This is a genomic window from Pseudomonas ceruminis (assembly GCF_021602025.1).
Lineage (GTDB): Bacteria > Pseudomonadota > Gammaproteobacteria > Pseudomonadales > Pseudomonadaceae > Aquipseudomonas > Aquipseudomonas ceruminis.
Genome location: NZ_BQHW01000012.1, coordinates 22012 through 40064, shown reverse-complemented (window position 1 = coordinate 40064; position 18053 = coordinate 22012). Strand labels below are relative to the sequence as shown.

The following is an 18053-nucleotide window of genomic DNA, read 5'->3' as shown; positions in this document are numbered from 1 at the left end:
CATGCTCGAAGGAGATCCTTATGCTGTTGCGTGGTTTGACCTGGCTGGTGTTTTTTCAACTGCTGGGTACGGCGATCAATCATCTGCTCGTGCCGATTCTGCCGGGGCCGATCATCGGCCTGTTGCTATTGTTGTTCTTCCTGATGGCCCGTGGCGAAGTCGGCAAGCCGCTGAACGAAGCGGCCAGCAGCCTGTTGCGCTATCTGCCGTTGCTGTTGGTACCGCCAGCGGTCGGGGTGATGGTTTACGCCAAGGACATCGCGGCTGACTTCTGGGCCATCGCTGGGGCCTTGCTGATCTCTTGCCTGGTCACCCTGGTCTTCGTCGGTGTGCTGATGCAAACGCTGATGCATCGCCAACGCAAGCGCGAGGAGTTGCCATGAACCTCGACTGGCAAGGGGCGCTCGATGCTGTCGTCCACCACCCGCTGTTTGGTATCGGCGTTACATTGGGGGCTTACCAGATCGTGCTGGCGGCTTACGAAAAAACCCGCTGGATCTTCCTGCAGCCGGTGCTGGTGTCGATGCTGCTGGTCATTGGCGTATTGCTGGCCTGTGGCATCGACTACCGTGAATACCGCAAAAGCACCGAAATCATGAACATTCTTCTGGGGCCTGCTACGGTGGCCTTGGCCGTGCCGCTGTACCTCAACCTGCGGCGTATCCGTCAGCTGTTCTGGCCGACATTTACTACGCTGGTACTCGGGGGCCTGTTCGCCACGGTGTGCTGCCTGCTGCTGGGCTGGTGGTTCGGTGCCGAGCACATGATCCTGATGACCATGGCGCCCAAGTCGGTTACTTCGCCGATTGCCATGCTGGTGGCCGAACAGATTGGCGGCGTCGCGGCGCTGGCAGCGGTGTTCGTGCTGATCACTGGCGTGATCGGGGCCATTTTCGGCCCGGCGCTGTTGAGCCGTTTTGGTGTGAACAGCCCCGAGGCCCGTGGTATGTCGCTGGGTGTGACGGCGCATGCCGTAGGCACTTCGGTGGCCCTGCAGGAAAGTGACGAGTGCGGCGCGTTTGCCGCGCTGGCGATGAGCCTGATGGGGGTGGCCACGGCGGTTTTCCTGCCGCTGGCGGTCAGCCTGGTGGCTTGAGGAGTTGTGATGACGCTACCGCTGTTTCCCCTCAATACCGTGCTGTTTCCCGGTTGCCTGCTCGACCTGCAGATCTTCGAGGCGCGCTACCTGGACATGATCGGCCGCTGCATGAAACAGGGCACGGGCTTTGGCGTGGTGTGCATCCTCGAAGGTGAGCAGGTCGGCAAGGCGCCACCTGTGGTCGCGTCGATCGGCTGCGAAGCGATGGTCCGGGATTTCGTCCAGCAGGAAAACGGCTTGTTGGGCATCCGCGTGGAGGGGGTGCGGCGCTTCGAACTGAACCAAAGCGAGGTGCAGAAGGACCAGTTGCTGGTGGGTGACGTGCACTGGTTGCCCGAGCAGGCGGACAGCCCCTTGACCGAGCAGGATGATGACTTGCTCGCCCTGCTGGTGGCGCTGGGCGAGCATCCGATGGTCGAGGCCCTGGACATGCCCCGAGCGATCGATGGGCGCCAGGCGCTGGCCAATCAGCTGGCCTATCTGCTGCCGTTCATGGAGGAAGACAAGCTGGACCTGCTGGTGATCGACTCCCCATCAGAGCGGCTGGCAGAGATTCAGAGGCTGCTGGAGCGGATTCAAGGTGAATTGTTTGCCTGATTGATCAGGGCTGTCTGCATGGCCTCTTTGTGTTTTAGCTGCGAAGAGGCCACCACAGGCACCCTCAGTACTGGTAACGCGCCAGCGCATGCGGCAATGCATGCATGGCAAAAAACGCCAGCAGCGCGATACAGGCCGGCAACACCAGCCACCACACCCGCTGTGGTAGTGCATTGAGCGGTTGACGGTACTGCACCAGCGTCAGGCTCGCTGCACATACGCAGCATGCCAGCAGGGCCCCGGCCAGCACGTCGGTCGGCCAGTGCGCCCCCAGGTATACCCGCGACAGGGCGATTGCCAGTGCCGGAATACAGCCCAGCATTACCCAGGTCAGGCGCATGCGCGGCGGTTGCGCGCGCCCGGCCAGCACCGCCAGCACCAGAAAGAACGCAAACGATGCCGAACTGTGCCCGCTGGGCATGCTGTAGCTGGTCAGCGGGTCGGTCAGCACTTCCGGGCGCGCCCGGGCGAACAGCCATTTCAACGAGCCATTGGCGATGGCCGTGCCCAGCAGTGTGGCGCCGGCGAACACGGCATGGCGCCATTGGCGGGCGAGCAGCAGCAAGGCGGTGAGCAGCCCGCCGAGGAACAGCTGGGTGCGGAAATCACCCAGGCGGGTCACCAGCACCACGGTACCGTCGATGGCGCGGCTGCGGTGTTCCTGGACCAGGGTCATCACCCCTTGGTCGAACGCCTGAAGGTATGGCCAGCCCAGAAACACCCCGGCCAACGCCAGGAAGCTCAAGCCAGCGATCAGCCGGGTGCCGTGGCGCTGGTCGCGAATGCTGCTGTTCAGGCTCAGGCCGATCAACACTGCCAAAGTGCCTGCGACAATGCCGGCGTCCAGCCAGAAACCTTCCGGCAGCGGCAGGCGCATGGCCGCCCCAGTGGCCCAGCCCGGCAACAGGTAGGCCACCGACCAGCCGGCGCCCGCCACCAGGCTGACCGCGATGAACCGCGGTAATGGCATGTCGAACATGCCGGCGACCATCGGCAGCATCGGTCGCAACGGGCCGATGAACCGGCCTACCAGCAGGCTGGCGATGCCGTACCGTTGGAAATAGGCCTCGGCACTGCCGATCCATTCCGGGTGGTGACGCAGCAGCGGCAGGCGGCGGATGTTCTGGTGGAAGTATTTACCTATCGCGTAGGACAAGGCGTCACCGAGCACGCCACCGAGAAACCCCAGCAGCAATGTTTCACCCAGGCTGAAGGTGCCGCTGCCGGCCAGCACCGCCACCGCGAACAGTAATACCGTGCCTGGCACGATGATGCCGGCGATGGCCAGGCACTCGATGCAAGCCACCAGGAAGATGGCCAGGCCAAGCCACTGTGGGTTTGCACTGAGCCAGCCAGTCAAGCTGTCGAGCCATTGGCCCATGTTTCAGCTTCCTTCTTGAGTGAGGGGGCGTTCGATTATGGAGAAGTCCCGCCCTTCGACCTGGCCACGGCGCAGCGGGTTCCGGGTGCAGAAACGGGCAAATTCGGCGTCGACGAAGCGGTAGGGCAAATGCTCGTCGCGGCCATGGGGGATGCCCAGGCGTGCTGCCTGGATAACCTTCGGTACGGTGATGCCGCAATCTTCGACGTACAGGCGCTCGGCGTCGAAACGCTGGGCGTCCCAATCCGGCACTTTCAGGCCCAGGGCGCGACACAGCAGGGTCTGGCCGGCACACAGGCGCTCGGCGGGCCGCAGGTTGCCACTGGCATCGGGGTTGTTCAACTGCATCTGGGCCAGGCTGTTGGCATCGGAAATGGCGTCCACCCAGGGGTAGGCGGACTTTATCAATACCGCGTTGCCAGGGCCGTGGGCGCTGAAGTTCAGCGAGTCGCCGCCGCGGGCGTAATACATATAGATGTGCCCACCGTCGAGGAACAGCGCCTTGCGTTTCTCGGTATAGCCAAGCGAGGCGTGGCTACCCTTGTCGGTGAGGTAGTAGGCCTCGGTCTCGATGATTCGCGCTGCCAGCCACAGGTCGCCATGGCGATGGCGGATGACCTTGCCCAGCAGGGCCTTGGCCAAGGTTTGGGCGTCGCGATCGAAGAAGCTGTCGGGCAGGGCGCGGGCAGGGCAGGGGGTGGTGTCTGGCATGCTGGCGGTTCGTCGTGGTGAAGGCGCGGATGATAGCAATGAATGGCTTAATCGAGGCTGAATCAGGACAACTCGTTAAGACCGGTTACATCTTTCCTACCTCTTTCGATCAGCCATTTTCTACCATCCGCCACCCGCCGCTGGGCGTATACCTGTACGACAGTTATAATCAGCCGATTTCCCCTTCGCCAAGACACCGAACCCATGACTGAGTCCGTTCTTGACTATATGACCCGTTTGGGTCGCTCCGCTCGCCAGGCGTCCCGGGTGATCGCGCGTGCCAGCACCGCGCAGAAGAACCGCGCCCTGCAGGCCGCCGCCGATGCGCTGGACGCCGCCCGTGCCGAGCTCGCCGCAGCCAACGAACTGGACCTGGCCGCCGGCCGTGCCAATGGCCTGGAGCCGGCGCTGCTGGACCGCCTGGCACTGACTCCGGCGCGCATCGACGGCATGATCACCGGCCTGCGTCAGGTGGCCAGCCTGCCGGACCCGGTCGGCGCCATCCGTGACATGAGCTATCGCCCGTCGGGCATTCAGGTCGGCAAGATGCGTGTACCGCTGGGGGTGATCGGGATCATCTACGAGTCGCGTCCCAATGTGACTATCGATGCCGCCAGCCTGTGCCTGAAGTCGGGCAACGCCACCATCCTGCGTGGGGGCTCCGAGGCCATCCACTCCAACCGCGCGATCGCCACCTGCATCCAGCGCGGCCTGGCCGAAGCCGACCTGCCGGCGGCCGTGGTGCAAGTGGTCGAGACCACCGACCGGGAAGCCGTCGGCGCGCTGATCAGCATGCCGGAGTTCGTCGATGTCATCGTCCCCCGCGGTGGCCGTGGCCTGATCGAGCGCATCAGCCGTGATGCCCGGGTGCCGGTGATCAAGCACCTGGACGGTATCTGCCATGTCTATGTGGCTGAGCATGCCGATCTGGACAAGGCCTGGCGCGTTGCCTTCAATGCCAAGACCTACCGTTATGGCATTTGCGGTGCGATGGAAACCCTGTTGGTCGATCAGCGCGTGGCGCAAGGCTTCCTGCCAGAAATGGCCCGTCGCTTCCAGGAAAAAGGCGTCGAGCTGCGTGGCTGCGAACGTACCCGTGCACTGATCGAGGCCAAGCCGGCCACAGAAGACGATTGGCACACCGAGTACCTCGACGCCATTCTGTCGGTCCGTGTGGTCGACGGCCTGGACCAGGCCATCGAGCACATCAACCACTATGGCTCGCACCACACCGACTCGATCATCACCGAACACCAGGGCCAGGCTCGCCAGTTCCTGGCTGAGGTCGACTCGGCGTCGGTGATGCTCAATACCCCGACGTGCTTCGCCGATGGTTTCGAATACGGCCTGGGTGCAGAAATCGGCATCTCCACCGACAAGCTGCACGCCCGTGGCCCGGTCGGCCTGGAAGGGCTGACCTGCGAGAAGTATGTCGTGATCGGCGACGGCCAGCTACGCGGCCAGGAGTCCTGCTGAGTTGAGCAAGGCCCAGGCAGTCCGGCGTATCGGCATTCTCGGTGGTACTTTCGACCCCGTGCACATCGGCCACCTGCGCAGCGCGCTGGAGGTGGCCGAGTTCATGGCGCTGGATGAACTGCGCCTGCTGCCCAACGCCCGTCCGCCGCACCGCGACACCCCGCAAGTGGCAGCCGAAGATCGCCTGGCCATGGTGCGCAGCGCCGTGCAGGGCGTCGAGTGCCTGAGCGTGGATGCCCGTGAGCTTGAGCGTGACAAGCCGTCGTACACCATCGATACGCTGGAATCGATCCGTGCTGAACTGGGCGCCGACGACCAGCTGTTCCTGGTGCTCGGTTGGGACGCCTTCTGCGGCTTGCCGGGCTGGCACCGCTGGGAAGAACTACTGCAACACTGTCACATCCTGGTGCTGCAACGCCCGGATGCCGACGTTGAACCCCCTGACGAGCTGCGCAACCTGCTGGCTGCGCGCTCCGAGAGCGATCCCACCGCCATGTCCGGCCCGGCGGGGAATATTTCGTTCGTCTGGCAGACGCCGCTCGCGGTGTCGGCTACACAGATCCGACAGCTGCTGGCCAGCGGCAAATCGGTGAGGTTCCTGGTGCCGGACGCCGTACTGGCCTACATCGAGGCGCACGAACTGTATCGTGTGCCTAACTGACGGTGCCCTGCGGGCGCCTCATCCTACGAGTTGAACGAGTTTTATATGAGCAAGCAAAAAATCAATGGCGAAGAACTGGTCAAACTGACCATTAGCGCTCTGGAAGACGTCAAGGCCCAGGATATCCAGGTCATCGACGTGCGCGAGAAGCACAGCCTGACCGACTACATGATCATTGCCACCGGTACCTCCAACCGCCAGATCAACGCAATGCTGGAAAAGGTCCGTGAAACGGTCAAGAAAGAAGGCGCGCAGCCGCTGGGCGAAGAAGGCAAGGGCGACAGCGACTGGGTGTTGCTGGACCTCAACGACGTCATCGTGCACATGATGACCGCCGCTGCCCGCCAGTTCTACGACCTGGAGCGCCTGTGGCTGGGTGCCGAGCAAAGCCGTGCGGCCGATGCCAAGCACCACAGCCCGGAAAACGCCAGCGACTACTTCACCGACAAGCTCAAAGACCGGGAATAAGGAAGCGTCGTGCGTCTGCGCCTGATCGCGGTCGGCTCGCGCATGCCCAAGTGGGTCGAGGAAGGCTGGCATGAATATGCCAAGCGCCTGCCCCAAGAGCTGTCGCTAGAGCTGGTGGAAATCCCGCTGAACACCCGTGGCAAGAATGCCGACGTCGCCCGCCTGATCCGACAGGAGGGCGAGGCCATGCTGAGCAAGGTTCAACCCGGGGAACGCATTGTCACCCTCGAGGTCCATGGCAAGCCCTGGAGTACCGAGCAGCTGGCGACCGAGCTGGACCGCTGGCGCCTGGACTCGCGTACGGTGAACCTGATGGTGGGCGGCCCGGAAGGGCTGGCACCGGAGGTCTGTGCGCGGGCCGAGCAACGCTGGTCGTTGTCGCCGCTGACGTTGCCGCACCCGTTGGTAAGGATACTCATCGGCGAGCAGATCTATCGCGCCTGGACAGTGTTGTCCGGGCACCCTTACCACAAATGAGCCTGTAAGCAGTCAGATGTCGCAGCCGATCCGTCTCAAGGACCACGAGAAAGACGCCCGCCTGGTGCGTAACCGCGTCGTGGTCGGCGCGGTGGCGATCATCCTGCTCATTTGCGTGCTGATTGCGCGGCTTTACTACCTGCAGATCATCCAGTACGACTATCACTCGACGCTGTCGGAGAACAACCGGGTGCATGTGCAGCCGATCCCGCCGACCCGCGGGCTGATCTTCGACCGCAACGGCGTGGTCGTTGCCGACAACCGGCCTAGTTTCAGCTTGTCGATGACTCGCGAGCGTGCCGGTGATTGGCAGGCAGTACTGGACAGCATTGTTGAAGTGCTGGAGCTGACGCCCGATGACCGTGCGCTGTTCGAAAAACGCATGAAGCAGGGGCGACGGCCCTTCGAGCCGGTGCCCATTCTGTTCGAGTTGAACGAAGAGCAGATCGCCCGTGTGGCGGTCAACCAGTTCCGTCTGCCGGGTGTGGAAGTGGTCGCCCAGTTGGTGCGGCATTACCCGCAGGGGGCGCATTTTGCGCACTCGGTCGGCTACGTGGGGCGGATCAACGAGAAAGAGCTCAAGACCCTTGATCCGGTCAACTACAGTGGCACCCACCACATCGGCAAGACCGGCATCGAACGGTTCTACGAAGACGACCTGCACGGCCAGGTCGGCTACGAAGAAGTCGAGACCAACGCCCGTGGCCGGGTGCTGCGGGTGCTCAAGCGCACCGACCCTAAGCCGGGCAAAGACATTGTGCTGAGCCTGGACATCAAGTTGCAGGAAGCCGCCGAAGCAGCCCTGGGCGGCCGCCGGGGGGCCGTGGTGGCGCTCGACCCACGCACTGGCGAAGTGCTGGCGATGGTCAGTCAACCGAGCTTCGACCCCAACCTGTTCGTCACCGGCATCAGTTTCAAAGCCTACGCCGAATTGCGCGATTCGATCGATCGCCCGTTGTTCAACCGTGTGTTGCGTGGCCTGTATCCGCCGGGCTCGACCATCAAGCCGGCGGTGGCCATCGCTGGCCTGGACAGTGGTGTGGTCAACGCCAGCAGCCGGGTGTTCGACCCCGGTTACTACCAGTTGCCCAACTACGATCACAAATACCGTAACTGGAACCGCACCGGCGACGGTTGGGTCGACCTGGATACCGCCATCATGCGATCCAATGACACCTACTTCTACGATCTTGCCCACAAAATGGGCATTGATCGGCTATCCACTTATATGAACAAGTTCGGCATCGGCCAGAGGGTCGCCCTCGACATGTTCGAGGAGTCGTCCGGCCTGATGCCATCGCGTGAGTGGAAGCGCGCCACCCGCCGGCAAGCCTGGTTCCCGGGGGAAACCCTGATCCTGGGGATCGGCCAGGGCTACATGCAGGCCACGCCGCTGCAACTGGCGCAAGCCACTGCGCTGATCGCCAACAAGGGTGTGTGGAATCGCCCGCACCTGGCCAAGACCATCGAAGGCCAGCAGCCGGTGGACCCTAACCCCATGGATGACATCGTCCTGCGTGACAAATCCGATTGGGCCAAGGTCACCCACGGCATGGAGCAGGTGATGCACAACGCCCGTGGCACGGCACGCAAGGCAGCGGCCGGTGCGCAATACCGCATTGCCGGCAAGAGCGGTACCGCCCAGGTGGTGGCCATCAAGCAAGGCGAAAAATACGACCGCAACAAACTTCAGGAGCGTCACCGTGACCACGCGTTGTTCGTCGCCTTCGCCCCGGCCGATGCGCCGAAGATCGTGGTGTCGGTGATGGTCGAGAACGGCGAGTCCGGCTCCGGTGTCGCCGCGCCCGTGGTGCGGCAGATCATGGATGCCTGGTTGCTCGATGAAAGCGGCCGGCTCAAGCCTGAGTACGCTCCTGCCACCGTCGCCCAGGAAAAGGCCCTGTGAAGAACAATTTCGATCGCATGCTCTCCAGCGAGGACGTGATGCGTCGACGCGCCAGCTTCCTGCAGCGCATCCACATCGACGGCCCCCTGCTGGTCATTCTGCTGACCCTCGCGGCTGGCAGCCTGTTCGTGCTGTATTCGGCCAGTGGCAAGAACTGGGACCTGCTGCTCAAGCAGGCTACCTCGTTCGGCATCGGCCTGGTGTCGATGTTCGTCATCGCCCAGCTCGAGCCCCGTTTCATGGCCCGCTGGGTGCCGCTGGCCTACCTGGCCGGGGTGTTCCTGCTGATCGTGGTGGATGTGATGGGGCACAACGCCATGGGTGCCACGCGCTGGATCAACATCCCCGGGGTGATCCGCTTCCAGCCCTCGGAATTCATGAAGATCATCATGCCGGCGACCATCGCCTGGTACCTGTCCAAGCGCACCTTGCCGCCGCACCTCAAGCATGTGGCCATCAGCCTGGTGCTGATCGGCATGCCGTTCATCCTCATCGTGCGCCAGCCTGACCTGGGGACTGCGCTGCTGATTCTGGCCTCTGGTGCATTCGTGCTGTTCATGGGGGGCCTGCGCTGGCGCTGGATCCTAAGTGTGGTCACAGCAGCGGTGCCGGTGGCCGTGGCGATGTGGTTCTTTGTCATGCACGACTACCAGAAGCAGCGGGTACTGACCTTCCTCGACCCGGAAAGCGACCCGCTGGGCACTGGCTGGAACATCATCCAGTCCAAGGCGGCGATCGGCTCTGGCGGGGTGTTTGGCAAGGGTTGGCTGTTAGGCACCCAGTCGCACCTGGACTTCCTGCCGGAGAGCCACACCGACTTCATCATTGCGGTGCTGGGTGAGGAGTTCGGCCTGGTCGGCATTTGCCTGCTGCTGATTGTCTACCTGTTGCTGATCGGCCGCGGGCTGATGATCACTGCGCAGGCGCAGACCTTGTTCGGCAAGCTGCTGGCGGGCAGCCTGACCATGACTTTCTTTGTGTATGTGTTCGTCAATATCGGTATGGTCAGCGGCCTTCTGCCCGTGGTGGGCGTGCCGCTGCCCTTCATTAGCTATGGCGGAACTTCGTTGGTGACGCTGCTGTCAGCGTTTGGCGTTCTGATGTCGATCCATACGCACCGCAAATGGATCGCACAGGTTTGAATAAGGTGAAGAATTTAATGCAAGCAGTGCGTAACTGGGCTGCCCGTTGTGCGCCGTGGATTGGCGCGGTGGGCCTGTTCGGCGCTGTCCAGCAGGCTCACGCCGGCGATTACGACGGTTCGCCGCAGGTGGCCGAGTTCGTCGGCGAGATGGCCCGCGACTACGGCTTTGCCAGCGAGCAACTGATGGGCGTGTTCCGTGAGGTGCAGCGCAAGCAATCGATCCTCGACGCCATTTCGCGTCCGGCCGAACGGGTCAAGCCGTGGAAGGAGTATCGCCCGATGTTCATCACCGACGCGCGCATCGCGCGAGGGGTGGACTTCTGGCGCCAGCACGAAGCCGTGCTGGCCCGCGCCGAGCAGGAATATGGCGTGCCGGCGCAATACATCGTGGCGATCATCGGTGTGGAAACCTTCTTTGGTCGCAACACCGGCAACTACCGGGTGATCGATGCGCTGTCCACCTTGGGTTTCGACTACCCGCCGCGTGCCGAATTCTTCCGCAAGGAGCTGCGTGAATACCTGCTGCTGGCCCGTGAAGAACAGCTCGACCCGCTGACGCTCAAGGGCTCCTATGCCGGCGCCATGGGCCTGCCGCAGTTCATGCCGAGCAGTTTCCGCAATTACGCCGTGGACTTCGATGGCGACGGCCACATCAATATCTGGAACAACCCGGACGACGCCATCGGCAGCGTCGCCAGCTACTTCAAGCGCCATGGCTGGGTCGCCGGCCAGGGTGTGGTCAGCCGCGCCCAGGTCAGTGGCGAGCGGGCCGACGAGGGCCTGACCACCGGCATTGAGCCGGTGAAAACGGTTGCACAGTTGCGGGCGCTGGGCTGGTCGAGTCATGATGCGCTGCGCGATGATCTGCCAGTTACCGCCTTCCGCCTGGAAGGTGAAAACGGTCCCGAGTACTGGATGGGCCTGAAGAACTTCTACGCGATCACTCGCTACAACCGCAGCGTGATGTATGCCATGGCCGTGCATCAGCTTTCGGAACAGCTGGTCCTAGCACGGGGCGTCAAGTAAATGCGCGCAATATTCTCTGCCAACACCTTCAAGCTGCTGACCTGCATGACCGTCGGCATGCTGCTGGTCAGCTGTTCCTCCAGCCGCCCGACCACGCAGCAAAGCGGTAACACCGTGCGCTCGCAGCCCGGCCTGGACATCAATCGGGCCCACAAGGACGGTGCGCCGTGGTGGGACGTGGATGTGAACAAGATCCCCGACGCGACGCCGACCGTGCACACCGGTGCCTACAAGGCCAACCCTTACACTGTACTGGGCAAGACCTATTACCCGATGCAGGACGCGCGCAACTACCGCGCTGAAGGGACCGCGTCGTGGTATGGCACCAAGTTCCACGGGCAGAACACCGCCAACGGCGAGCTGTACGACCTCTATGGCATGAGCGCGGCGCACAAGACACTGCCGCTGCCGGCCTACGTACGGGTGACCAACCTGGCCAACGGGCGCAGCGTGATCCTGCGGGTCAATGACCGTGGCCCGTTCTATTCCGACCGCATCATCGACTTGTCGTACGCGGCGGCGAAGAAGCTTGGCTATGCCGAAATCGGCACTGCGCATGTGCGCGTAGAAGGCATTGACCCGCAGCAATGGTGGGCCCAGCGTGGCCAGCAACCGCCACTGGTGCTCAAGGAACCCCAGGTGGCCCAGACCCAGGCGATCCCGGCCAGCACCGGGCGTGTCGAACAATGGACGCCGCCACCGCAGCAACATGCGGCGCCGGTGGTGCCGGTGCAAGTGGGTGGCAACAATGTGCCGGGCAACAACGGCGGCAGCTTCCTGCAGGTTGGCGCCTTCGCCAACCCGGACGCCGCCGAGCTGCTGCGCTCGAAGCTCAGCACCATGGTCAGCGCGCCAGTGTTCATCAGCTCCATCGTGCGTAACCAGCAGACCCTGCACCGCGTGCGCCTGGGGCCGATCGGCAGCCAGGGCGAGATCCAGCAGGCACAGGACAGCATCCGCCTGGCGAACCTTGGGCAAGCCAAGCTGGTCACAGCTGACTGACCGTGTTGCTTTCTTCGCCGGTAAAGCCGCTCCCGCAGGGTGTTGCACTGCCTTGCGGGCGCGGCTTTACCGGCGAAGAAGGCAACGTCAAACTGTCGGTTTTGTCATGAATTGCGGGGCGCGGATATGTACAATGTCCGCTTTTGCCCGCGGCGACACGCAGCCGCATTTTGCGGGCCTGGCCGAAGGCCACAAAAACTAGACTGACTGGCGCTGGGCACACGATGTGGCCCAGGGAACATCTCAGACCATTAGCGATTTTCGAGAGACGGATGAACATCACCAACCTTGCCAAACGACTTTGCCTGCCCGTACTGCTGATGATCACGCCGGTTGCCTTCGCAGCCGAGCAGATGATGCCATCGCCACCGCAGCTGGCCGCCAAGTCCTACGTACTCATGGACGCGTCCAGCGGCAACGTGCTGGTCGAGAACAACGGTGACGAGCGCCTGCCGCCAGCCAGCCTGACCAAGCTGATGACTGCCTACATCGCCACCCTGGACATCCGCCGCGGCCAGATCGGTGAGAACGACCCGGTCACCGTCAGCGAAAATGCCTGGCGCACCGGTGGTTCGCGCATGTTCATCAAGGTGGGCAGCCAGGTCACCGTCAGCGACCTGCTGCACGGCATCATCATCCAGTCGGGTAACGACGCTTCGGTCGCCCTGTCCGAGCACATCGCCGGCAGCGAAGACGCTTTCGCCGACATGATGAACAAGACTGCCGCCGACCTGGGCATGTCCAACAGCCACTTCATGAACCCGACTGGCCTGCCGAACCCGGAGCACTACTCCTCGGCCCACGACATGGCCCTGCTGGCCCGTGCGATCATCGACGAAGACCCGGCGCACTACGCGATCTACTCGCAGAAAGAGTTCTTCTGGAACAACATCAAGCAGCCGAACCGCAACCTGCTGCTGTGGCGTGACAAGACCGTCGACGGCCTGAAGACCGGCCACACCGACGAAGCGGGCTACTGCATGGTCGCCTCCGCCGTACGTGACGGCCAGCGCCTGATCGCCGTGGTGTTCGGTACCAACAGCGAGCAGGCGCGTGCCGCCGAGACCCAGAAGCTGCTGACTTACGGTTTCCGCTTCTTCGAAACCCAGACCTTCTACCAGAAGGGCACCGAGCTGACTCAGGCGCCAGTCTGGAAGGGCGCCACCAGCCAGGTGAAGGCTGGTCTGGCCAACGACCTGACCATGACTATGCCTAAAGGCCAATTGAAGCGCCTGCAGGCTTCGATGACCATGAACCCGCAGCTCACCGCGCCGATCGCCAAAGGTGACGTGATCGGCAAAGTGGAAGTCAAACTGGACGAGAACGTGGTTCACAGCGCCGACCTGATCGCCCTCGATGGCGTCGAGGAAGGTGGTTTCTTCCGTCGTATGTGGGATAGCATCCGTCTATTCTTCTACGGGTTGTTCAACTGATACGTGACCTGCATGCCCCCGCTCATCTTGCGGGGGCGTTGTTGTTGCCACGGCTTACGAGGCCGTTTCCGCCATGAGCGAACCTGACGTCAAGTCACACAAAATCGAATTCCCCTGCGTCGATTACCCGATCAAGGTCATCGGCGACACCGTTGTCGGCTTCAAGGACATGGTGATCGAAGTCCTGAGCAAGCACGCCAAGGTCGACCTTTCCACCCTGGCCGAGCGCCAGAGCAAGGAAGGCAAGTACACCACGGTGCAATTGCACATCGTTGCCGAAAGCGAGAACCAGCTACACGACATCAACAGTGCCTTGCGCGCGACTGGCATCGTGAAAATGGTGCTCTGATGCCCGCTTGTCTCGGCTTTCGCGACCTTGGCCTGCAGCGCTATGAACCCGTGCTGGAGGCCATGCGTCGCTTTACCGAGCAGCGTAGCCCGGACAGCCAGGACGAAGTCTGGCTGGTCGAGCACCCCGCGGTCTTCACCCAGGGCCAGGCCGGCAAGGCCGAGCACCTGTTGGTGCCGGGCGATATCCCGGTGGTGCAGACAGACCGCGGCGGCCAGGTGACCTACCATGGCCCCGGGCAACTGGTGGCCTACCTGTTGCTGGACGTGCGCCGCCTGGGCTTTGGCGTGCGCGAACTGGTCAGCCGCATCGAGCAGACGCTGATCGAGCTACTGGCCAGCTACGGTATCAGCGCCGCTGCCAAGCCCGATGCGCCGGGTGTCTATGTCGATGGAGCGAAGATCGCCTCCCTCGGCCTGCGAATCCGCAACGGCCGTTCTTTTCACGGCCTTGCTCTGAACGTGGATATGGACCTTGCGCCATTCCGCCGAATCAACCCCTGTGGGTATGCGGGGCTGGCCATGACCCAGTTGCGCGACCTGGCAGGTCCGATCGAACTCGACGAGGTCAGGACAAGGCTGCGCGGACAGCTGGTCAAGCACCTCGACTATGCTGAGCAGACGACCCTGACGGGCGGAATCGACTGAATATGACAACTGTGCAAGAAGCCGTGCCGAACCTGATACCTACCCAGGATGCCACCGCGCGCCCAGCGCCGAAGAAAGTGGAAGCTGGGGTCAAGCTGCGGGGAGCCGATAAGGTCGCGCGCATCCCGGTGAAGATCATCCCCACTGACGAGCTGCCGAAAAAGCCCGACTGGATCCGTGTGCGCATCCCGGTTTCCCCCGAGGTAGACCGCATCAAGCAGCTGCTGCGCAAGCACAAGCTGCACAGTGTCTGCGAAGAGGCATCCTGCCCGAACCTGGGCGAGTGCTTCTCTGGCGGCACCGCGACTTTCATGATCATGGGTGACATCTGTACCCGTCGCTGCCCGTTCTGTGACGTCGGCCACGGCCGGCCCAAGCCATTGGATGTGGACGAGCCGAAGAACCTGGCCGTCGCCATCGCCGACCTGCGCCTGAAGTACGTGGTGATTACCTCGGTGGACCGCGACGACCTGCGTGACGGCGGTGCCCAGCACTTCGCCGATTGCATCCGTGAGATCCGCGCGTTGTCGCCGGGCGTGCAACTTGAGACGCTGGTGCCGGACTACCGTGGCCGTATGGACGTGGCCCTGGAGATCACCGCGCAAGAGCCGCCGGATGTCTTCAACCACAACCTCGAAACCGTCCCGCGCCTGTACAAGGCCGCCCGCCCAGGTTCGGACTACGACTGGTCGCTGGACCTGCTGCAGAAGTTCAAGCAGATGGTGCCGCATGTGCCGACCAAGTCGGGCCTGATGCTCGGCCTGGGCGAAACCGACGAGGAAGTGATCGAGGTGATGCACCGCATGCGCGAGCATGACATCGACATGCTGACCCTCGGCCAGTACCTGCAGCCTTCGCGCAGCCACTTGCCGGTGCAGCGCTTCGTTCACCCGGACACCTTCGCCTGGTTCGCCGAGGAAGGCTACAAGATGGGCTTCAAGAACGTCGCGTCGGGCCCGCTGGTGCGTTCGTCCTACCACGCCGACCAGCAGGCTCACGAAGCCAAGATCAAGCTCTGATCCTGGTTTGAGCCCTACATGCCGATGCGCGCCGAAAGGCGGCATCGGCATTGTTGTTTTGGCGTCATGCACTGCAAGGAGTCGCAATGATTTGCACTGAGACCTTTGATCCTCGCTTGCCCGCCGCGCTGCCGGGTAACGCCTGCTTTGCCATCGTCGCGCCGGCCGGACCGACTCGGCTGGATGCGCAGAAGGCCAGCCAGTGGTTTGCCAGCCGCGGCTACAGGTGCCGTATCTATCCGGGGGTCGATCAAGCTGAAGGTTATCTGGCTGGCGCGGACCAGCAACGCCTGCAGGATCTGCACGATGCCTTTGCCGACCCGGCCATCGATGCCATTTTGTGCATGCGTGGTGGCTACGGCAGCATGCGCCTGCTCGATCAGCTCGACTTTGAGCTGATCCGCCGTAACCCCAAGCCGTTGATCGGCTATAGCGATATCACAGCGCTGCACCTGGCCATCTTCCGGCATACCGGCTTGCTGGCCTTCCATGGGGCGATGCTCAATGCTGACCTGCTGGGGGCCAAGCGGGAGCCGACCGAGTCCTCGCTACTGGCACAACTGAGCGGGCAACTGGGGGAGGGCGATGCCATTGCGCATCCGGCCGATTTTGCCTTGAGTTGCATCGTACCGGGTGTTGCCAGCGGGCGTTTGCTGGGCGGTAACCTGTCGATACTGGGCGCAACCCTGGGGACGATGGCCGAGATCGATACGCAGGGCAGCATCCTGTTCATCGAGGACGTCAATGAGCCCCTGTACCGGGTCGACCGTTTGCTGACTCAGTTGCGCCTGGCTGGCAAGCTGGAGGGGGTGAAGGGTGTGCTGGTGGGGGATTTCGCCGGGATCACCGTGGCGGCTTTGACACCGCTGTTGCAGGACATCTTTGGCCCGCTGGGTGTGCCGGTACTGGCCGGCTGGCGCAGTGGGCATTGTGATCCGAATGTGTGTTTGCCGCTGGGGGGCGAGGTGGTGCTCGACAGCGAGAAGCTGAGCCTGGTGTTGGCGCAAGACCTGTTCAGGGGTTGAATATTTGGGGCCGCTCGGCGGCCCACCGCTGGCATGCCAGCTCCGACAAGGCTGTACCTGTGGGAGCCGGCTGCACGCCTGGGTTTCAGCGCTGGCGCAGGCTATCGAGCAGCTTGTGCGTCGGATAGCCGTCTGCCGGCCACCCAAGCGCCTGCTGGGCATTACGAATGGCCTTGCGGGTGTTGGCACCGATGATGCCGTCCGGGTTGCCTGCCTCGTGCCCGCTGGCATTGAGCAGGTTCTGCAGCTCCATGCGTTCGCTGCGGCTCAACGGCAGGTCCTCCTTCGGCCAACTGCCGGCAATGAAGCCCCACCCCGAGAAACGATCGCCCAGCAGGCTCACCGCCAGTGCGTAGGACGATGAGTTGTTGTACCTGAGGATCGCGCGGAAATTGTCCAGCACCAAGAAGGCCGGGCCTCGAGCGCCAGCCGGCAGCAGCAGGGCGGCAGACAACTCGTTGCTGCCCGCCGGCAATTGCGTGCCCGCCGGCAGTTTCACACCCATTTGCAGCCATTCGCTGACCGGCTTGCGCAGCGAGCCGTCGGCCAGCCAGTAGTCGAACCCTGCCGGTACTTGCACCTCGAAGCCCCAGGGCTGGCCGCGCTTCCAGCCCGAGCTTTGCAGATAGTGGGCCGTCGAGGCCAGGGCGTCGGGGGTGCTGTTCCAGATATCCCGGCGGCCATCACCGTCGAAGTCCACGGCGTGGGTGTTGTACGTGGTCGGAATGAACTGGGTCTGGCCCATGGCGCCGGCCCACGAGCCGCGCATGGCCTCGGGCTGGATGTCGCCATGCTGGATGATCTGCAGCGCGGCGATCAGCTGGTCCTGGGCAAACTGTGGGCGGCGGCCCTCGTAGGCAAGGGTGGCCAGTGAGCGAATCACTGACTTGCTGCCCTGGAACTGGCCGAAGTTACTCTCCATGCCCCATACCGAGACCAGCACCTGGCGGTCAACGCCATAGCGCTGTTCGATTCGGCTCAGCAGTTCGGCATTCTGCTCCAGCAGCTTCTTGCCGTTTCGTACCCGCAGGGGCGACAGTGCGCCTTCGAGGTACTCCCACACCGGGCGGGTGAATTCGGGCTGGCTGCGATCGGCCTTGATCACGTCCATGTCGGGTGTCACGCCGATGAACGCACGGTCAAAGGTGCTTGCCGAAATACCCGCTTGCAGCGCCTGCTGACGGAAGCCGGCCTGCCATTGGGCAAAGGTCTGCAGCGGCTGGATGTCAGTGCTGACGTCGGGCGTGGCGCTGGGCAGGGTCACTACCGGCGCGGGCTGGGCAGGTGCCAGCGGCAGGGCGTCGGCGGCGGTGGGTTTTTCCGCACAGGCGACGAGCAGGATGAAGCTGGAGACCGCGAGCAGTTGGCGGGATTTCCAACGGGGGAGAAGGCTGAAGGGCATGCACAGATCCAGAATTTCAGGTCAGGTGCCGACCATACCATGCCTGCGCTTTCGATGCTTTCATGCGGCCAAAAAGTAAGAAGCCTCCCAATCTCTCGATTGGAAGGCTTCGCGGCGGTAGCTGCCTTTGCCTTTGTTCGGTTGTTCCTGGCGGCAGCGGAACAGTGGCTGGGCGATGATCGACTTGGCCTTGTTGGGGCCGTGCTTTTTCGGCTTTTTACTCATGGCGA

Annotated in this window: 20 protein-coding genes; 16 read left to right on the top strand and 4 right to left on the bottom strand. The window is 63.0% G+C overall.

Annotation, left to right across the window (positions count from 1 at the left end; all coding sequences use genetic code 11):
* Positions 1 to 20 precede the first annotated feature (20 nt).
* From L6D80_RS15300 to L6D80_RS15290, 3 genes are read left to right on the top strand one after another with little or no spacing between them, the layout of a single operon-like run.
* Complete coding sequence (locus tag L6D80_RS15300) at positions 21 to 383, top strand: CidA/LrgA family protein (RefSeq protein WP_054900848.1); 363 nt, start codon at positions 21 to 23, stop codon at positions 381 to 383.
* Positions 380 to 1096 (top strand): LrgB family protein, encoded by a 717-nt coding sequence (locus L6D80_RS15295; RefSeq protein WP_054900849.1) that lies wholly within the window; start codon positions 380 to 382, stop codon positions 1094 to 1096. Before L6D80_RS15300 ends, L6D80_RS15295 begins: the two co-directional genes overlap by 4 nt.
* 9 nt (positions 1097 to 1105) lie before the next feature.
* Positions 1106 to 1696, top strand: coding sequence for an LON peptidase substrate-binding domain-containing protein (locus L6D80_RS15290; RefSeq protein ID WP_054900850.1), 591 nt, complete (start codon positions 1106 to 1108; stop codon positions 1694 to 1696).
* Between the two features lie 64 nt (positions 1697 to 1760).
* Here L6D80_RS15290 and L6D80_RS15285 read toward each other — a convergent pair whose 3' ends face one another.
* Positions 1761 to 3077, bottom strand: coding sequence for a bifunctional DedA family/phosphatase PAP2 family protein (locus tag L6D80_RS15285; protein ID WP_054900851.1), 1317 nt, complete (start codon positions 3075 to 3077; stop codon positions 1761 to 1763).
* A gap of 3 nt (positions 3078 to 3080) precedes the next feature.
* Entirely contained in the window at positions 3081 to 3788 is a 708-nt protein-coding gene (locus tag L6D80_RS15280) for a DNA-3-methyladenine glycosylase (RefSeq protein ID WP_176516118.1), read from the bottom strand.
* Between the two features lie 204 nt (positions 3789 to 3992).
* Here L6D80_RS15280 and L6D80_RS15275 point away from each other — a divergent pair, with 204 nt between their 5' ends.
* From L6D80_RS15275 to L6D80_RS15215, 13 genes are all read left to right on the top strand, one after another.
* Complete coding sequence (locus tag L6D80_RS15275; RefSeq protein WP_176516121.1) at positions 3993 to 5264, top strand: glutamate-5-semialdehyde dehydrogenase; 1272 nt, start codon at positions 3993 to 3995, stop codon at positions 5262 to 5264.
* Between the two features lies 1 nt (position 5265).
* Positions 5266 to 5925 carry a nicotinate-nucleotide adenylyltransferase gene (gene nadD / locus L6D80_RS15270; protein WP_054900854.1) on the top strand — a complete coding sequence of 220 codons (660 nt, stop codon included), beginning with the start codon at positions 5266 to 5268 and terminating at the stop codon, positions 5923 to 5925.
* A 45-nt stretch (positions 5926 to 5970) separates the two neighbouring features.
* On the top strand, positions 5971 to 6393 hold the full coding sequence (gene rsfS / locus L6D80_RS15265; RefSeq protein ID WP_176516129.1) for a ribosome silencing factor: 423 nt from the start codon (positions 5971 to 5973) through the stop codon (positions 6391 to 6393).
* Positions 6394 to 6402: 9 nt separating this feature from the next.
* The gene (gene rlmH / locus L6D80_RS15260) at positions 6403 to 6870 is read left to right on the top strand and encodes a 23S rRNA (pseudouridine(1915)-N(3))-methyltransferase RlmH (protein WP_008090421.1); all 468 of its coding nucleotides are present in this window, start codon (positions 6403 to 6405) and stop codon (positions 6868 to 6870) included.
* A 16-nt stretch (positions 6871 to 6886) separates the two neighbouring features.
* Entirely contained in the window at positions 6887 to 8776 is a 1890-nt protein-coding gene (gene mrdA / locus L6D80_RS15255; RefSeq protein WP_054900855.1) for a penicillin-binding protein 2, read from the top strand.
* 38 nt (positions 8777 to 8814) lie between these two features.
* Positions 8815 to 9918: a rod shape-determining protein RodA gene (gene rodA / locus L6D80_RS15250; protein ID WP_054900963.1), complete on the top strand. Its 1104-nt coding sequence runs from the start codon at positions 8815 to 8817 to the stop codon at positions 9916 to 9918.
* 17 nt (positions 9919 to 9935) lie between these two features.
* Complete coding sequence (gene mltB / locus L6D80_RS15245; protein WP_054900856.1) at positions 9936 to 10946, top strand: lytic murein transglycosylase B; 1011 nt, start codon at positions 9936 to 9938, stop codon at positions 10944 to 10946.
* Complete coding sequence (locus tag L6D80_RS15240; RefSeq protein WP_054900857.1) at positions 10947 to 11948, top strand: septal ring lytic transglycosylase RlpA family protein; 1002 nt, start codon at positions 10947 to 10949, stop codon at positions 11946 to 11948.
* A gap of 272 nt (positions 11949 to 12220) precedes the next feature.
* Positions 12221 to 13381: a D-alanyl-D-alanine carboxypeptidase family protein gene (locus L6D80_RS15235; RefSeq protein WP_054900858.1), complete on the top strand. Its 1161-nt coding sequence runs from the start codon at positions 12221 to 12223 to the stop codon at positions 13379 to 13381.
* Between the two features lie 73 nt (positions 13382 to 13454).
* A complete protein-coding gene (locus tag L6D80_RS15230; RefSeq protein ID WP_054900859.1) occupies positions 13455 to 13730 on the top strand; it encodes a DUF493 domain-containing protein in 276 nt (91 codons plus the stop codon).
* The gene (lipB, locus tag L6D80_RS15225; protein ID WP_054900860.1) at positions 13730 to 14377 is read left to right on the top strand and encodes a lipoyl(octanoyl) transferase LipB; all 648 of its coding nucleotides are present in this window, start codon (positions 13730 to 13732) and stop codon (positions 14375 to 14377) included. Before L6D80_RS15230 ends, lipB begins: the two co-directional genes overlap by 1 nt.
* Positions 14378 to 14379: 2 nt before the next feature.
* Entirely contained in the window at positions 14380 to 15396 is a 1017-nt protein-coding gene (gene lipA, locus L6D80_RS15220; RefSeq protein WP_054900861.1) for a lipoyl synthase, read from the top strand.
* Positions 15397 to 15482: 86 nt separating this feature from the next.
* Positions 15483 to 16421: a S66 peptidase family protein gene (locus L6D80_RS15215; protein ID WP_176516131.1), complete on the top strand. Its 939-nt coding sequence runs from the start codon at positions 15483 to 15485 to the stop codon at positions 16419 to 16421.
* A gap of 85 nt (positions 16422 to 16506) precedes the next feature.
* Here the strand turns inward: L6D80_RS15215 and L6D80_RS15210 are convergent, their stop codons facing one another.
* Both L6D80_RS15210 and arfA read right to left on the bottom strand, forming a co-directional pair.
* Complete coding sequence (locus L6D80_RS15210) at positions 16507 to 17823, bottom strand: lytic murein transglycosylase (RefSeq protein ID WP_176516133.1); 1317 nt, start codon at positions 17821 to 17823, stop codon at positions 16507 to 16509.
* Positions 17824 to 17883: 60 nt separating this feature from the next.
* A complete protein-coding gene (gene arfA, locus L6D80_RS15205) occupies positions 17884 to 18048 on the bottom strand; it encodes an alternative ribosome rescue factor ArfA (protein ID WP_003257578.1) in 165 nt (54 codons plus the stop codon).
* Positions 18049 to 18053: the final 5 nt, after the last annotated feature.

What these genes read in the sequence shown, in the direction of transcription:
- L6D80_RS15300 (WP_054900848.1), top strand. Translation starts at nt 21, where the DNA reads ATGCTGTTGCGTGGTTTGACCTGGCTGGTGTTTTTTCAACTGCTGGGT.
- L6D80_RS15295 (WP_054900849.1), top strand. Translation starts at nt 380, where the DNA reads ATGAACCTCGACTGGCAAGGGGCGCTCGATGCTGTCGTCCACCACCCG.
- L6D80_RS15290 (WP_054900850.1), top strand. Translation starts at nt 1,106, where the DNA reads ATGACGCTACCGCTGTTTCCCCTCAATACCGTGCTGTTTCCCGGTTGC.
- L6D80_RS15285 (WP_054900851.1), bottom strand. Translation starts at nt 3,077, where the DNA reads ATGGGCCAATGGCTCGACAGCTTGACTGGCTGGCTCAGTGCAAACCCA.
- L6D80_RS15280 (WP_176516118.1), bottom strand. Translation starts at nt 3,788, where the DNA reads ATGCCAGACACCACCCCCTGCCCTGCCCGCGCCCTGCCCGACAGCTTC.
- L6D80_RS15275 (WP_176516121.1), top strand. Translation starts at nt 3,993, where the DNA reads ATGACTGAGTCCGTTCTTGACTATATGACCCGTTTGGGTCGCTCCGCT.
- rsfS (WP_176516129.1), top strand. Translation starts at nt 5,971, where the DNA reads ATGAGCAAGCAAAAAATCAATGGCGAAGAACTGGTCAAACTGACCATT.
- mrdA (WP_054900855.1), top strand. Translation starts at nt 6,887, where the DNA reads ATGTCGCAGCCGATCCGTCTCAAGGACCACGAGAAAGACGCCCGCCTG.
- rodA (WP_054900963.1), top strand. Translation starts at nt 8,815, where the DNA reads ATGCGTCGACGCGCCAGCTTCCTGCAGCGCATCCACATCGACGGCCCC.
- mltB (WP_054900856.1), top strand. Translation starts at nt 9,936, where the DNA reads ATGCAAGCAGTGCGTAACTGGGCTGCCCGTTGTGCGCCGTGGATTGGC.
- L6D80_RS15240 (WP_054900857.1), top strand. Translation starts at nt 10,947, where the DNA reads ATGCGCGCAATATTCTCTGCCAACACCTTCAAGCTGCTGACCTGCATG.
- L6D80_RS15235 (WP_054900858.1), top strand. Translation starts at nt 12,221, where the DNA reads ATGAACATCACCAACCTTGCCAAACGACTTTGCCTGCCCGTACTGCTG.
- L6D80_RS15230 (WP_054900859.1), top strand. Translation starts at nt 13,455, where the DNA reads ATGAGCGAACCTGACGTCAAGTCACACAAAATCGAATTCCCCTGCGTC.
- lipB (WP_054900860.1), top strand. Translation starts at nt 13,730, where the DNA reads ATGCCCGCTTGTCTCGGCTTTCGCGACCTTGGCCTGCAGCGCTATGAA.
- lipA (WP_054900861.1), top strand. Translation starts at nt 14,380, where the DNA reads ATGACAACTGTGCAAGAAGCCGTGCCGAACCTGATACCTACCCAGGAT.
- L6D80_RS15215 (WP_176516131.1), top strand. Translation starts at nt 15,483, where the DNA reads ATGATTTGCACTGAGACCTTTGATCCTCGCTTGCCCGCCGCGCTGCCG.
- L6D80_RS15210 (WP_176516133.1), bottom strand. Translation starts at nt 17,823, where the DNA reads ATGCCCTTCAGCCTTCTCCCCCGTTGGAAATCCCGCCAACTGCTCGCG.
- arfA (WP_003257578.1), bottom strand. Translation starts at nt 18,048, where the DNA reads ATGAGTAAAAAGCCGAAAAAGCACGGCCCCAACAAGGCCAAGTCGATC.